We start from the raw sequence: 15,232 nt of genomic DNA, 5'->3' as shown, positions 1-15,232 counted from the left end.
CATGACGGGCGCCGTCGTCACTCGGGTTTGGCGTAAACGCGGCGGCCTGCCAGGTAGGTCGCGCGCACCTCGAGGTCGGCGATGTGCTCGGGCGGGACCGCGCGCGGATCGGCCGACAGCACCACCATGTCGGCGTACTTGCCGACCTCCAGCGAGCCGATGACGTCGTCGGAGAACAACTGCCACGCCGCGTCGAGCGTCTGCGCCCGGATGGCCTGCTCGACGGTCAGCCGCTCCTCCGGCCCCAATACGCGGCCGCTCGGGGCGACGCGGGTGGCCGCAACGCTGATGTTGCGCAGCGGCTCCTCGGGCGTCACGGGCGGATCGTTGTGCAGCGAGATCCTCATCCCCGTCTTGACGGCCGAGCCGCACGGCATCCACCGCGAGCCGTGCTCGGCGCCGAACAGTCCGTCGACGAGAATGTCTCCCCAGTAATGGATTTGGTCGACGAACAGGCTGCACGTCACGCCGAGGTCGTACGCGCGCCGCAGCTGCTCGTCGCTGATGGCGCCGACGTGCTCGAGCCGCAGCCGGTGATCGTTTCGGGGCCACCGCCGCAGCGCTTCCTCGTATACGTCGAGGATGGTGTCCACCCCCGCGTCGCCCTGGACGTGGCACGCCATCTGCCATCCCAGCGGGAAGTACGCGGCGACGATCTCGGTCAGCTGCTCACGGGTGTAGTTGGCGTGCCCGCACGAGCCGGGTGTGACGCCGATGATGCGGGTGGCGTCGGTGTCGAGGTACGGGAACGTCAGGTCGATGTTGCCGATCCATGGGGACCCGTCGACCCAGATCTTGATGCCGACCTGCTTGACGACGTCGTCGCCGTTGGTTAGCGCTTCGGTCGTGGACAGCTGCGCGGTCGACATCTCGTACGTGCGGAACCGGACGGTCAGGTCGTCGCGCAAGCCGTCCAGCGCGGGCCGAAATGCCGGGTCGAACGCCATTTCTGAGCACGTCGTCAACCCGGCGCGATTCAGTCGCGCACACTCGGCGAGCAGCATCGCGGGGTAGCCATTCGGGTCGATCGCGCCGCCCAGCAATGAGAACACCGCCCCGGTCTCCTCGGCCGTCCCATCGAGCTCGCCGTTCGCGTCGCGGCCGTACTTCGAACCCTTCGGGTCGGGGGTGTCGCGCGTCAGCCCGGCCTTGCGCGCGGCCGCGGAGTTGAAGTACGCCTTGTGCCCCGAGTTGTGGGTGATCACCAGCGGCGAGTCGGGGGCGACGTCGTTGAGGTACGCCAGCGTCGGCTCGGGGAGCCCCTCCTGGAGCAGCGGATCCCAGCCGTTGAGGTACGCCCCGTCAGCTCCACGCGCGGCGACCTCCCGCCGGATGGCGGCGACGACGTCGTCCGCGTTTCGCATCGTGACGGGCCGGATGTCGACGATGCGATCCGACAACACGATGGCCTCCATCAACGGATGCCCGTGCGCCTCGATGAGGCCCGGCATCACGCATCCGTCGCCGAGGTCGACGGTCTCGGTGTTGGGACCGATCAAGGGCTCGACGTCGGCGCGGGCACCGACCGCGACGACGCGCCCGTCGGTCACTGCGATGGCCTCGGCGGTGGGCTGCGCCTCGTCGACCGTCAGCACGGTTCCGAGAATCACCAGGTCAGCGGGCATGGGCAAAATCTTGGCGGAAAAGTTCGCGCGCCGTGTCGATTTCGGGGGTTGCCATTCGACGTAGTAGCGAGGGCACGATGGACGCGCCCCTTCCACCCACTAGAAGGAGACAGACAATGTCGCGCTACATGCTGATCATGCGGTCCACCCCCGAGGCCGAGCAGGCCATGGAGGAGCAGAACATCGACTTCAACGAGATCATCGAATCGATGGGCCGCTACAACGAGGAGCTCATCAAGGCCGGCGTGATGCTGGCCGGCGAGGGCCTGACCGGACCCGAGGAGGGGTTCGTCGTCGACTTCAACGCCGACCCGCCGGTCGTCACCGACGGGCCGTACACCGAGGCCAAGGAGTTGTTCAACGGCTTCTGGATCCTCGACGTGTCGTCGAAGGAAGAGGCGAAGCAGTGGGCGCAGAAGTGCCCACTGGGGCAGGGCGTGAAGCTCGAGGTGCGCCGGGTTTCCGAAAGCGAGGAGTTCCCGATGGACAACCCGTGGATCGAGAAGGAGATCCAGTGGCGCGCCGACCTCGCCCAGAAGATCGCCGACCAGGCAGCGAAGGCCGCAGGCCGCTAGGTTTTGCGCGGGTACATCGAGGTCACGGGTGGGCACGGCTCCGTCGGTCGTGCCTACCCGACCTTCGTCAAGGTGAAGGTGGCTTGATAGGTTGCCCCCGCCGGATCGCCGCAGCCCGCGACGGCCTGAGTGTTGACTGCAGTGCCGCTCAACGTCGCGGCGTCAAATGAAAACGCAGCTGTTCCAGGCACAGTCACATCGTCGTTGGGCGGCTTGCACCGGACTGCCTGGGCTGACTGAACGCTCATGCTCCACCGACCGTTATCAAGCGAGGCCCGCCCGCCGTGCGGTGTGATCCTCGAGTCAGTGACGGGTGTGACGGCTACATCGGCGCATCCTGGACCGCAGGGCGTGATCTCCCACGTGTTAACCCTGCCGTTGCTGGACTGGTAGGTGTAAGTGCCGCTCAAGTCGCCCGCTGAGGCCTGGGGAGGCCCGCCGGCCCAGGCGGTGCCTGCTGATCCGATCGCCACGCCGACCGCGATGATGAACGCTGCGGGCCGCTCGCCACTGATGGTCATGCTGTCCTCTCTTGACGCTGGTCTTGTCATTGCTCTGGTTCGGATATCGGCGGCGAAAAGCCTTGGCAGGCTTATATGGTTCCGGGCATTCCGCCCGTCGCCGGTGTAGGCATTGAAATCGGCGGCGGCGCTATAACCGGGGGCGCCATCACGGGCGGCGGCGCCATCACCGGCGGCGGCGCCATCACGGGCGGCGGCGCCATCACCGGCGGCGGCGCCATCACGGGCGGCGGCGCGATCGGCGGCGGCGCGATCGGCGGTGGTGGCGGCGGTGCCATTACCGGTGGCGGCGGCGGGGCCGCCGGCGGTGGCGGTGGCGCGTACGGGCCGCCCTGGCACACCGGATTCGAAGGCTGGCTGACACATGCGGGATCGGATGGGCCAGTGATACCGGGGGGTGCGGCCGGGGCAGCCGGGGCATAAGGGCCGCCCTGGCACACGGGGTCTGTCGGCATCTGTGCGCATCTGGGATCGGACGGGCTCGTGGGAGGTCCGGGGTCCGGGCTGGGAGGCTCGAGCGGAACCGGCGCAATGGACGTGCCGGCGAAGTCGGGCACGGCGGCCGCGGGAACAGCCGCACCCATCGCGACTACTGCGATGAGTGCACCGGCCACCGCACTTTTCGTCATCGCGTTGCGGACGCCGGAGGCTATCGTCCAACTCATCTATTCGCTCCCTTGTGCGGCCTAGGGCGGGCGACGTATCGCCCAATCTTATTGACACCAAAGCAAATGAACCCACACCCGCTGTTCGACGGGGTACAACCAACGGCACGCTAACTCACCGAACATGCACGGATATTGCGTTCGGAAGAACCGGTGGCCCAAGTAGGTTTCGGCGGCTTCGGGCAGTCCGAGCCCGGCCAATCTGTAACACGTTCTAGTCTGTCCATATGAGCGACGAGCTGCTGCGCCATCCCATCCACTCCGGCCACATCACCGTCGGTGCGCTGAAGCGCCACGCGGACAAGCCCGTGCTGTTCCTCGGCGACACCACGCTGACCGGCGGACAGCTGGCCGACCGCATCAGCCAGTACATTCAGGCCTTCGAGGCGCTCGGGGCGGGTACCGGGAGCATCTCGGGGCTGCTGTCGCTGAACCGGCCCGAGGTGCTGATGATCATCGGCGCCAGCCAGACGCAGGGCTTCCGGCGCACGGCACTACACCCTCTCGGCTCGCTGGACGATCACGCCTTCGTGCTCTCCGACGCCGAGGTGACGTCGCTGATCATCGATCCGAACCCGATGTTCGTCGAACGGGCGCTTGGCTTGCTGGAGAAGGTGCCGTCGCTCAAGCAGATCCTGACCATCGGTCCGGTGCCCGAGGCACTGGCCGGCCACGCCGCCGTCGACCTCACCGCCGAGGCGGCGAAGTACTCGCCGAAGCCGCTGGTGGCCGCGGACCTTCCGCCGGATCACATCGGCGGCATGACGTACACCGGCGGCACCACCGGTAGGCCAAAGGGCGTGATGGGCACGACGCAGTCGATCACCACGATGACGACCGTTCAGCTCGCCGAGTGGGAGTGGCCGGAGAATCCGCGGTTCCTGATGTGCACGCCGCTGTCGCATGCCGGCGCTGCATTCTTCACGCCGGTGATCGTCAAGGGTGGCGAGCTCATCGTGTTGACGAAGTTCGACCCGGCCGAGGTGCTGCGCGTGATCGAGGAGCAGAAGATCTCGGCGACCATGCTGGTGCCGTCGATGATCTACGCGCTGATGGATCACCCCGATTCGCACACGCGCGACCTGTCCTCGTTGGAGACCGTCTACTACGGTGCCTCGGCCATGAACCCGGTGCGGCTTGCCGAGGCGATCGACCGGTTCGGGCCCATCTTCGCCCAGTACTACGGGCAGTCCGAGGCGCCGATGGTCATCACCTACCTGGCCAAGGGCGACCACGACGAGAAGCGGCTGACCTCGTGCGGGCGGCCGACGCTGTTCGCCCGTACCGCCCTGCTCGGCGAGGACGGCAACCCGGTGGCGCGCGGCGAGGTCGGCGAGATCTGCGTGTCGGGGCCGTTGTTGTGCGGCGGCTACTGGAAGTTGCCGGAGGCCACCGCGGAGACGTTCCGCGACGGCTGGATGCACACCGGCGACCTGGCTCGTGAGGACGAGGACGGCTTCTGGTACATCGTCGACCGCACCAAGGACATGATCGTCACCGGCGGCTTCAACGTGTTCCCACGCGAGGTGGAAGACGTTGTCGCCGAACACCCTTCGATTGCGCAGGTGTGCGTGATCGGCACGCCCGACGAGAAGTGGGGCGAGGCCGTCACGGCCGTCGTGGTGCTGCGACCCGACGCCGCCACCGACGAGGCGTCCGTCGCCACCATGACCGCCGAGATCCAGGCCGCCGTCAAGGATCGCAAGGGTTCGGTCCAATCGCCCAAGCAGGTGATCATCGTCGACTCGGTGCCGGTGACCGCGCTGGGCAAGCCCGACAAGAAGGCCGTGCGGGCGCAGTTCTGGGAGGGCGCGGGCCGCGCGGTCGGCTGACGCTTCTACGCGAGCGCGCGCAAAGTCGGCATTCGTCCCGGCGTGTCGCCCGCAGACACGCGCGCTCGGCAGAATGGGTGACGTGCCTGCCGCTACCGACATCCAGCAGACGGTGGACGCGGTCTGGCGCATGGAGGCCGCCAAGATCGTCGCGACGCTCACGCGCGCCATCGGCGACGTCGGCCTCGCCGAGGACCTGGCCCAGGAAGCGCTGATCGACGCGCTGGAGCAGTGGCCCGCGACGGGAGTTCCGCGCAACGCGGGTGCCTGGCTGACGACCGTCGCCAAGCGCAAGGCTATCGACCAGTGGCGCCGCCAGGACCGCCTCGACGCGAAGTACGCCACGCTGGCCCGCGAGCTCCAGACCCACGTCGACGAGGCCTGGGACCCCGACCGCATCGACGACGACGTGCTGCGGCTCGTCTTCATCTCCGCGCACCCGGTCCTGCCGCGCGAGGGCCAGCTCGCGTTGACGCTGCGCGTCGTCGGCGGCCTCACCACCGAGGAGATCGCGCGGGCGTTCCTCGCCCCGACCCCCACCATCGCGGCGCGGATCACCAGGGCCAAGAAGACCCTCGGTGACGCGGGGGTGCCGTTCGAGGTGCCGGAGGTGTCCGAGTACCCGCAGCGGTTGTCCGCGGTACTGAGCGTCATCTACCTGATCTACAACGAGGGCTACTCCGCATCATCTGGTCAGCGCTGGATCCGCGACGAATTGTGCTCGGAGGCACTGCGTCTCGGCAGAATCCTGGCCGCACTGGTACCCGACCAAGCCGAGGTGCACGGGCTGGTGGCGCTGATGGAGTTTCAATCGTCACGGTTCGCCGCCCGCACCGATGCCGACGGTCAGCCGGTGCTGCTCGAGCATCAGGACCGGACGAAGTGGGACAGGGCGCAGATCGTGCGAGGGACCGCGGCGTTGGAGCGGGCCGCGGAGACGCTGCGGCGCAATGGCATTGGGTGGGGACCGTACGCATTGCAGGCGGCGCTCGCCGAGTGCCACGCCGTCGCCCCGGCCGCCGCGGACACCGATTGGGCGCGCATCGTGTCGCTCTACGACGGATTGCTACAGATCGCGCCGTCGCCGGTCGTCGAGTTGAACCGGGCGGTCGCGGTGGCGATGAACTCCGGACCGGCCACCGCACTGACCGTCGTCGACGGGATCGACGGACTCGGCGAGTCCTACTTGCTGCCGAGCGTGCGCGGCGAACTGTTGTCGCGGCTGGGCAGACAGTGCGAGGCCGCCGACGAGTTCGACAAGGCCGCGACGATGGCGACCAACGAAAGGGAACGAGACGTGCTGCTGGACAAGGCAACCCGGGCCCGCGCATGACGACGACACGCGCGGTCCTGTTCGACTACTCCGGAACACTCTTCCGACTCGAGGAGGACGACAGCTGGTTCGCGGGCATCGAAGTCGACGAACGGGCCGTCGACGGCCACGTTCAGGCCGAGCTCATGCGCCGGCTGACGGCACCCACCGGGCGCTCCGTGAACATGAACGACGAGCAGTACGGCAACTGGATCAACCGCGACCTTGAGCCGCACCTGCACCGGGAGGCGTATCTGCACGTGCTGCGCGAGTCGGGGATGGCCGACCATCACGCGGAGACGCTGTACGCCCTGTTGATCGATCCGGCGAACTGGACGCCGTACCCCGACACCGCCACCGTGCTGAACGCCCTGCGCCGGCAAGGCATCAAGACCGCGGTGGTGTCCAACATCGCGTTCGATGTACGGCCGGCGTTCGCGGCGATCGGCGCAGCAGACGACGTCGACGAGTTCGTGTTGTCGTTCGAAGTGGGTGCGGTCAAACCGAATCCGGGCATCTTCGAGACCGCGCTGAGCCGGCTCGGGGTGGCCGCCGCCGACTCAGTGATGATCGGCGACAGCGAGGAAGCCGACGGTGGTGCCGTGAACGTGGGCTGCCGGTTCGCGCTCGTCGACCCGCTGCCCACCGACCGTCGACCCCACGGCCTGATCGCGGCACTGGACGGCGAGGGAATCAGGGTCTAGCGGTCACCCTCGCGAGCCGGCCGCTTCCTTGGTGGTTCGGGTCGTCGGCCCCGACTCCGATGGGGCTGCTCGGCGCCGTCGTCTTGGATTGCGGCCACGGCAGTCACGGGAATCTTGAACTGCATCGCCCGGTACGGCCAGCCCTTCCCGGGATCTTCGGTCTTCCACTGGCTCAACAGAATGTGAAATCCGCCGTCGATGGTCGAGCCCGGCACGATCGAGGGACCGTACAGCTGCGCGACGGCGTCGTCCCCTTCCTGTCCCCAGCCCACCCCCCGGATCGGCGTGCTGGTGTGCGCGGCGTTGAGATCACCGGTGATGTCGGCGAATACGCGCACGTCGATGTCATAGCCGCCGACGTTGGACGAGTCGAAGTTGATCAGCACCCACTGTCCGTCGATGCGCCGCAGGCACAGCTCGCCGAACTTGTCGTCCTGTCCGGAACCTTGCAGCACCGGAGCCGGTTCGTTGCCCCAGCCCCACTTGCGGCTCTTCTTGCCCCAGCCCTGGTATGCCGTCGGGTCGGTGAGCTGGTCCGGCTGCACGCGTCGCAAGATCAGCGGCTTGTCACGCTGAAATCCGGTGGACAGCACGTACACCCAGCCGTCCTCGCACAGATCCCACGTCCACTGTTGGGCGAGTCCGGCGTGCAGTCCCGCGTCGAACTTCGCGCCGCTGTGCTGCCACGTGTGCCCGTCGTCGGTGGACTTCCAGATCTCCGTCCACACCACGTTGCCAAGGCCCCTGTTGACCATGACGTGCAAGTAGACGGTGTCGCCGACGGTGATCACGTCCGAGGGCAGCACCGTGCTGAACACCGGATTGTCGTGCGGGTACGGCCACAGCTGCGCCGCATACGACGGCACTCCGCCAGCGGCCTCGCTCCAGATGATGCCGTCGTCGAGCCTCGTCGTGTCGGAGAACAGCGCGACCGGCGCCCGCCAGTCGCCCGCGCCCGCGCGCGCTCCGCGGAACGTGTCGCCGAAGACGGCCAGGATGCGGCCCGCCGGCGTTCGCGTCATGACGCCGAGATCCGTTGCACCCATGCCGAATCCGTCGGTACATCCAGGCCCGGTGGCATCCTTGACCTTCTTCGACGTTCCGACCGGCGGGCCGGGATCGATCAACCGGGGGCGAGCGGGCGGCGCAGGCACTGGCAGCGGCAGCCGCCAGCCGCGCCTAATGACCTCATTCCACTCACCCTCGTACACCTGGCCGGTCACCGGCCAGCCGAAGGCCTGCTGCATCTTGGTCGCGGCGTCCTTGGTGGCGTCGTCGTAGATCCCGGACGGGGCAATGCCGACCGCAACCTGCCAGCGCCGAAGGCCGTCCTTGGAGGACTGCGGTTCGCCGCCGTACATGTTGGACCACGATTCCGACGGCCCTTCCAGTGGTCCCCAGTAGTGGCCTGCGGGCAGCGGAAAGGCGTCGGGGTCGGTGATGATCGCGAGGTACGCCTTGGCCGCGTCGAGGACGACGTCATAGGGGAACGTGTCGGGGACGTCCCAGTGCGTACCGTCCTTGAATCCCCTCAGCTTCACCGAGCCGTAGGTGTAGTTGTTGTGGCTCGACACGCCGCGCCGGTTGGCGCCGACACCGTCGATGTCGACGCGTTCGATGGGGATGCGATGGTCGCGTGCCACGACCGCGATCGTGTAGGCGACCATGTCGAGCATCTTGTCGTGGGCCAGCCATTGCGCTCGGCTCTTGGGGCGTTCCTCCCGGTTGGGGTTCTTGTTCGACCACTTCTCGATCTCCCCAGACGTGCCGACCATGGCGATCTGCACGCTGTAGCCGTTGTCCGACAACACGCCCCACGCGGTGTTCTTGGTCGCGACGGTGTTGACGATGTGCGTGTCGTCGATCAGGAAGTGATAGCTGCCGTCCTGTTCACGGGCCTGGTAGGCGGCGACACCCTCCGCGGTGGTGATCCAGTCCTGATTCTCGGTGGTGTGCAGATAGATTCGCACGTATTCACGGTGGCCCTGGTTGTAGCCGGGGCCCGAGACCCACGTGATCGGGTATCCGTCAGGCGAATTCACCGTTGGTATCGGTTGCACGGGGGTGACGACCGGAGGCGTGACGACGGGCGGCGGCGTCACGATGACCGGCGTGACGACCGGCGGCGGCGTGACGACGGGCGGCGCGACCACCTGGGGTTGCGTCGTCGTCGGCAGCCGCCAGCCCGGGCGGATGACCCCGCTCCACTCCCCCTGATAGACGTTGCCACTGACCTGCCAGCCGAACGCCCGCTGCATCGCAACGGCGGCATTCTTCGTCGCGTCGTCGTACACGCCCGTCCCCGGGATACCGACCGCGAGCTGCCAGCGCCGCAGCCCGTCGATCGAGGACTGCGGATCCGTGCCCTCGCGGTTGGACCACGATTCCTCCGGGTCCTCCGGCGGGCCCCAGTAGTGACCAAGGGGCAGCGGGAACGCGTCGGGATCGGCGACCGTGGCCGACCCGGTGGGAGCCGCGGAAGTCGTTGCGGTATCGCCGGTTACAGCCGCGGGCGTCGTAATGACCGGCTCAGTGGGTGGCGCACCCGCCGGCTCCAGGGCGACCTGGGTAAGGGACCAGCCCTTGCGGATGACCTGATCCCATTCGTCGCCGTCGACGATTCCGGTCTCGGTCCACCCGAACAGGTGCTGCATCCGCGTCGCGGCGTCCTTGGTGGCGTCGTCGTATACGCCGGTGCCGGGCACTCCGACGGACTGCTGCCAACGCCGCAGGCCGTCCTTCGAATACTGCGGTTCCGTGCCTGCGAGGTTTGACCATGAGTCGTCGGGCCCATCCATCGGACCCCAGTAGACGCCGGGCGGAAGGGGGTAGCGGTCCGGATCGACGGGCTCCGCGGCGGCCTGTGCGTCGACGGTGCCGACCAGCCGGTCGAAGAGCCCGGACGCCTCACCGAAGCGCTGGTCGTAGCGGTCGGGGAACGCCGAACGCTGCACCGCCTGGGCGACGCTGCCCGGCGAGCGACCATCGTCGTCGTACGGGAGCCGCTCGAGGTGTTCGTAGAACGTGCCCGCCGAACACGCGGCGTCCATGCGGCATTCCAGCGACTTCCACTCGGCGAAGTTCTGCTGCTGGAATAACCCGACGGACATGCCGTCGCTGCCAACGGCGTCGTGCGGAAGCAGCAGGCTGGCTTGGTCCTTCGAGTTGGCGTACATCCGCATGTTGGTCTCGACCAACGCCGTCGAGAGTGCGATCTTGATACCGCGCGGGCTGATGTTCCGTCGCACCCCTTCGGCGATGATCGCCTGGGCGTAGCCGTCTTTCGTGCTCAGCGCCGCGGCAGGTGGCCAGTGCTCACCGACCGGTGGAGACCAGCCGTCGCGGATGACGGCATGCCACTCCGCTTCGTTGACGTTGCCGGAGGGGGCCCAGCCCATCGCGCGCTGGATCCTCAGCGCGGCCGCCTTGGTGACCTCGTCGAAGACTCCGGTGCTGGGCAGCCCGAGCTTGTCCTGCCATCGCCGCAGTCCGTCGGTGGAGTACTGCGGCTCGGTGCCGGCCAGATTCGACCACGACTCCTCGGGGCCATCCAGGGGGCCCCAGTAGAACCCGGGTGGCAGCGGGAACCGGTCGACGTCGGGTGCGACCGCCGCCGCCACGACGCTGCGGTCCCACTGCCCGAAGTCGTCCTTGAGGATCCGGTTGCGGTCGACGCCGACACCGGCGACCCGCTGCTTGTCGATCTCGAACTGGTGGAGGTGCGCGTCGTCGTGGACCCGGCCTGCGCTACCCCAATTGTGTTGCCAGAAGTACGTTCCCAGGCCATCACGCTTGGCCCGGTCGATGCAGGGGGCATTGCAGTAGACGCCCAACCGCTCCTTGCCGAGTCGGTCCTGCCATGCCCGCAGATACGGTGCGACCTTCGTGTTCCATTCGTCCTCGGTCGGATCGGCGTCGACGGACACGTAGATCACCGCATCCTCGGGTCCCCCTGCCTCGCGGTGCAATTGGATGCCGCGTTCGGCGTCGCGGGCCCCCTGCTCGGCGCCGCCGTCCCAGTCGCGCTTGCCGAACTGGAAGTTGGAGACCACCACCAGTCCGTGTGATCGGAGGTCGTCGGCCTCGGCCTTGCGCAGCGGCTTGCCGACCATCCAGCCGTCGCGGGGGTCGGATACGTAGCGCACCGCTCCGACGAAGCCGGCGCCGGCGATGTCGTCGGCCGACGGCACGCCTGCGGAGTAGTCCACCAACATGTTGCCCACCAGCGACGAGGCCGGCGCGGGCGTCGCCGCCTGGTCGGCCGCGGCCTGTCGCGGATCGACGGCGCCCGGTATCCAGGACTGGGCGGGGTCTTGGACCTGACCGCCGAACCGCCCTGGCGCAGCCCAGGTTTCGAAGTGCAGGTGGGGCCCGGTGGAGCCACCCTCGTTGCCGACGACGGCGAGCTGCTGCCCGGCGCGCACCTGGTCGTTGACCTGCCACTGTGCGCCGGTGTCGGGATTGATGAACGACGACGGCGGCATGTGCCCGAATACGAAGTCCAGGCCCCACTGCGCCTGGGCGTCCAGCACCAGCCACGAGCCGAATCCGTTTGGGTCGTCGCGGATTCCGACCTTGGCCATCACTCCGTCCGACGGCGCATAGATCGGGGTGCCGAGGTCGGCAGCGAAGTCGAGGCCCTGGTGGTCGGGGCGGTCCGGTGGGCGGAAGCTGCTGCTCTGCCGGTACGTCCCCGGAACCATCGGCAGGTAGCGGCGGCGCGGCGCGCGTGGTGCGGCGTCCCTGGCGGCGGAGCCGCGGCCACGTCCATTGCGCGAGACGTGGCCGTTCGAGGGAGCGGCGGCAGGATCTGGCAGCCAGCGCGCTCGCCAGGGCGGCAGGTAGTAGTCGACGGGTCCGCCGACGTGCCGGCGCACGGCCTCGTCGATGGCGTGCAGGTCGGCGTCGAGGTCGTCCGTCTCGCCGCCGGGCAGGTATTCGGGCGCCAGCGCGTCGCGTAGCCGGGTGCGGTGGCGGGCGCCGACGACGGGCAGGAAGTAGTTGGGGCGAAGCAGGTAGAGGAGGACGTGCCGCTGTTCCGGCTCCGGGTCGCTTGGCGCGGCGAACACAAGCTGCCGCAGCGTCGCCGGATCCGATCCGGCGCGGCGGCGGATGCGTGGCGGCTGCGCCTTGAAGTGTTCGGCGAATCCGATGATCACGCCCAGCTGCGTCCATCGCCTGCCGCGTCCCGAGCGGTTCATCTCGATCATCCCGTCGGCGAACGCCTTCTCGAGCTCCGGCGTCACGGCGAGCGAAGGGATGGGGCGCAGCACCTCCTCGATCAAGCGCACCTTGCTCACCGGTTTTGCGGTCGCCTGGCTCAACGGAAGTTGATGGACGATGCAGATCTCGGCGAGCAGTTGGCGGACCTTGTCCGAGGCGCCGTCGAGGGCGGCGTCGAGCCGCGCGGCAAAGGTGCCCCTGGTGCGTGCGGGCGAGTCGACGACGCGACGGTGCGCCTCGGCGAGGTTCTTCGCCGTCCAGATCGCCGCGTCCGGGGTGAGCAGCGAACCGTCACTTGCGATGCACTGCTTGAAGATTCGTCGGCCCAGCCGCTCGATCCGCTGTGCGTGCGGCCGGCCGAACGTTGCGGTGGTTCGGGTAGTCATCTCGACCCCGTCTCTATCGGGCCGCCGAACGCAGAATCATTTGCCGCTCGGAGTTCCATTCCTTGGCGTCGGATAGCCGGGTGGCGTTCTTTCGTCGACGTCATGTCCCCCCTCGGGAATTGAATTCGATTCGAAACGGTACGCCCCGAGCAGTTTCGCCGGGGTGAGTATCGGACTACTCGAATCTGCTTCCTCGTCGACGTCCGGCGGTGCCAGTGCGAACGGGTTTCGGATGAAATGGACGGGACTATTCGTATCGCGCTTCGTCATTCATGACCTCGGCGAATGGGCCGCCGCATTGAGCGATCAAAAGTGAGTAGTCGGCTACGCATCCCGTCCACGTCGCGCATCATTAGGTTCCGATGGGCGAGGGAAATGCGTTCCGAGTCGAGAGAGTGAGGTTCCGTCAATGGCACACGACAATGGCGGCAAGTGGATTGGGCTCGGCTTCGACCAGATCACCGGCGTACCCGACACCGGCGAAACGGTGGCCAAGGTGCAACACCGACTCCTCTTCGCCTATTCGAAGAACTCCAAGGCCATCGCCCACGGCGTCCACGAATCGGGCACGTGGGACGCCGCCACTCGCGATGCTCTCATCGACTTGATGGTGCACGTCAACCGCACCGAGGGCACCAGCTTCCGCACCGACGGCATCGCCGACTTCGCCATCCAGGTCCGGATCGGCGCCCATGTACCGCCGATCCTCGGGCCGAAGTACCGCATCCAGGGCGTCGGTCACGACACTCGCGCGTACCTCATGCCGCCCGACGCGCCGAGCTTCAATCGGGCCACCGCAGCGGGTGCCTCCGAAGCCATCCGGCTGACGAACCTGATCCCCAACGAACCCATCGTCGGCATCGGCTACAGCATGGGCGCGAAGACGCTACGGGACTACGAATGCCGACTGACACCCCAGATGCAGGCCCAGTACAAGCTGTCCATCAACTTCGGTGATCCATCGATGCGCGCAGAGGGCTCGCTGCTGGGCAACGACGCCGGCGAGGGGATCGCCCGCGAGCCTCACCCCGACTGGGTTGTCGACCGCTACTACAGCTACTCGATCGACGGCGACTGGTACCCGCGCTCCCGCGGACTGCTGTTCTTCCTGTACCAGGTGATCGCACGAGCCGAACTCACCCTCGACTTCGCCTCCTGGCTGTTCCTGGTGTTCCCGATGCAAGCCATGCAGGAACTCACCGGGCTCAAGGACTCCAACGACCCGGTGGCCGGGGCGCTCTCCGGCCTCGCGCCGATGATGACGACCGGGCCCGCGAACTCCGTTGGTGCGCTGATGAATCCGCTGCAGCTGTTGATGATCCTGCCGTCGCTGGTCGGCCTGCTCTCGGACGCGGTGAAGTTCGCGATGACGTCGGCGCACGGCATGTACGGCGACCCGGCTCACGCGTTCTGGGACGGCATGACCGCGGTGGACCACGCGGTCAAGACGATCCGCGAGAAGGTGCCCGACGGCGCGACGCTGCTGTTGTTTCCCGGTTCGTGGGCCCAGTGGAATCAGGGCTTTCAGTTCGACGTCGCGCTGCGGCTGCAATGAGTGGGCTGCGCTGACCAGCACGCCACAGCGCCGGGAAGGACTGCACGTCATAGCCGTCTAAGCTCGAAACATGGCTGACGACAACCTCAAACCACCGTGGTGGCTCAAGCCGATGAACAAGGTGTTCATGGTGATGCTGCGACTGGGTCTGCCCATCTCCGGCAAGGAGGGCCCCCTTGTGCTGACGGTGCCCGGCCGCAAGTCCGGCCAACCGCGGTCGACGCCCATCACGCCGATGTACGTCGACGGCACGCGCTACGTCGTCGCCGGTTTCCCCGGCGCCGACTGGGAGCGCAACGCTCGCGCCGCGGCCACCGCGACGTTGACCGCGGGCAGGACCTCCGAAACGGTGCGGATGGTCGAGCTCTCCACTGACGAGGCCCGTCCACTCCTGCGGCAATTCCCCACCCTGGTGCCGACGGGTGTCAGCTTCATGAAGCGCTCCGGGCTCGTCACCGAAGGAACGCCCGACGAGTTCGAGGCGCTCGCCGGGCGTTGCGCCGTATTTCGCTTCGATCCGGCCTGACGCTCAGCCGGTCACAGGTGCGGCGCGTCCTTGATCTTGCTGTCCGGCGTGCCGAGGGTCTGGCACCAGGTCTGCACCGATAGCCGCGTGCCGGTGATCTCGAGACTGGCGGCGTCGGAGCCCTTTTCGTCCTTCAACATCTTGGAGACCGCTTCGGTCTGCGTGCTCTGATCGGCGGCGACGAAGTCCTTGCACTTCGTGTCGCCACCGGTGAACGACGGCGAACATCCGGCGAGCAGCACGCCCGCGATCACTCCCGTCACCAACACACTCGCTGACCGCTTCATCGTGGCCTCTCCGTAAGTGGG

11 protein-coding genes are annotated in these 15,232 nt (G+C 67.6%); 7 read left to right on the top strand and 4 right to left on the bottom strand.

Going from position 1 to position 15,232, the window contains the following annotated elements:
• Nucleotides 1–17 precede the first annotated feature (17 nt).
• Nucleotides 18–1,625, bottom strand: coding sequence for an amidohydrolase (locus SLQ33_RS09305; protein WP_319453531.1), 1,608 nt, complete (start codon nt 1,623–1,625; stop codon nt 18–20).
• Between the two features lie 116 nt (nt 1,626–1,741).
• Here SLQ33_RS09305 and SLQ33_RS09300 point away from each other — a divergent pair, with 116 nt between their 5' ends.
• On the top strand, nt 1,742–2,200 hold the full coding sequence (locus SLQ33_RS09300) for a YciI family protein (protein ID WP_319453530.1): 459 nt from the start codon (nt 1,742–1,744) through the stop codon (nt 2,198–2,200).
• A gap of 53 nt (nt 2,201–2,253) precedes the next feature.
• On the opposite strand, the gene SLQ33_RS09295 is transcribed toward SLQ33_RS09300, so the two are convergent.
• Nucleotides 2,254–2,721, bottom strand: coding sequence for a hypothetical protein (locus SLQ33_RS09295; RefSeq protein WP_319453529.1), 468 nt, complete (start codon nt 2,719–2,721; stop codon nt 2,254–2,256).
• Between the two features lie 75 nt (nt 2,722–2,796).
• Here SLQ33_RS09295 and SLQ33_RS09290 point away from each other — a divergent pair, with 75 nt between their 5' ends.
• The 4 genes from SLQ33_RS09290 to SLQ33_RS09275 all read left to right on the top strand — a co-directional run bounded on the left by SLQ33_RS09290 (nt 2,797) and on the right by SLQ33_RS09275 (nt 7,234).
• Complete coding sequence (locus SLQ33_RS09290; RefSeq protein WP_319453528.1) at nt 2,797–3,144, top strand: hypothetical protein; 348 nt, start codon at nt 2,797–2,799, stop codon at nt 3,142–3,144.
• 469 nt (nt 3,145–3,613) lie between these two features.
• The gene (gene fadD8, locus SLQ33_RS09285; protein ID WP_319453527.1) at nt 3,614–5,218 is read left to right on the top strand and encodes a fatty-acid--CoA ligase FadD8; all 1,605 of its coding nucleotides are present in this window, start codon (nt 3,614–3,616) and stop codon (nt 5,216–5,218) included.
• A gap of 73 nt (nt 5,219–5,291) precedes the next feature.
• On the top strand, nt 5,292–6,551 hold the full coding sequence (locus tag SLQ33_RS09280; protein ID WP_319453526.1) for an RNA polymerase sigma factor: 1,260 nt from the start codon (nt 5,292–5,294) through the stop codon (nt 6,549–6,551).
• Entirely contained in the window at nt 6,548–7,234 is a 687-nt protein-coding gene (locus SLQ33_RS09275; protein ID WP_319453525.1) for an HAD-IA family hydrolase, read from the top strand. The genes SLQ33_RS09280 and SLQ33_RS09275 overlap by 4 nt, the downstream gene beginning before the upstream one ends.
• On the opposite strand, the gene SLQ33_RS09270 is transcribed toward SLQ33_RS09275, so the two are convergent.
• A complete protein-coding gene (locus SLQ33_RS09270; protein ID WP_319453524.1) occupies nt 7,231–12,843 on the bottom strand; it encodes a DUF4185 domain-containing protein in 5,613 nt (1,870 codons plus the stop codon). The two genes, SLQ33_RS09275 and SLQ33_RS09270, sit on opposite strands and share 4 nt — an antisense overlap.
• A 409-nt stretch (nt 12,844–13,252) precedes the next feature.
• Between SLQ33_RS09270 and SLQ33_RS09265 the strand changes: the two genes are divergently transcribed.
• Nucleotides 13,253–14,398 (top strand): cutinase, encoded by a 1,146-nt coding sequence (locus SLQ33_RS09265; RefSeq protein WP_319453523.1) that lies wholly within the window; start codon nt 13,253–13,255, stop codon nt 14,396–14,398.
• A gap of 70 nt (nt 14,399–14,468) precedes the next feature.
• Nucleotides 14,469–14,924 (top strand): nitroreductase family deazaflavin-dependent oxidoreductase, encoded by a 456-nt coding sequence (locus SLQ33_RS09260; protein WP_319453522.1) that lies wholly within the window; start codon nt 14,469–14,471, stop codon nt 14,922–14,924.
• Nucleotides 14,925–14,935: 11 nt separating this feature from the next.
• On the opposite strand, the gene SLQ33_RS09255 is transcribed toward SLQ33_RS09260, so the two are convergent.
• Nucleotides 14,936–15,211 carry a hypothetical protein gene (locus tag SLQ33_RS09255; protein ID WP_319453521.1) on the bottom strand — a complete coding sequence of 92 codons (276 nt, stop codon included), beginning with the start codon at nt 15,209–15,211 and terminating at the stop codon, nt 14,936–14,938.
• Nucleotides 15,212–15,232: the final 21 nt, after the last annotated feature.

Source organism: Mycobacterium sp. RTGN6 (genome assembly GCF_033804605.1).
Taxonomy (GTDB): domain Bacteria; phylum Actinomycetota; class Actinomycetes; order Mycobacteriales; family Mycobacteriaceae; genus Mycobacterium.
The sequence above is the reverse complement of the archived record's forward strand: the minus strand, read 5'-3'. Positions and strand labels throughout refer to the sequence as shown.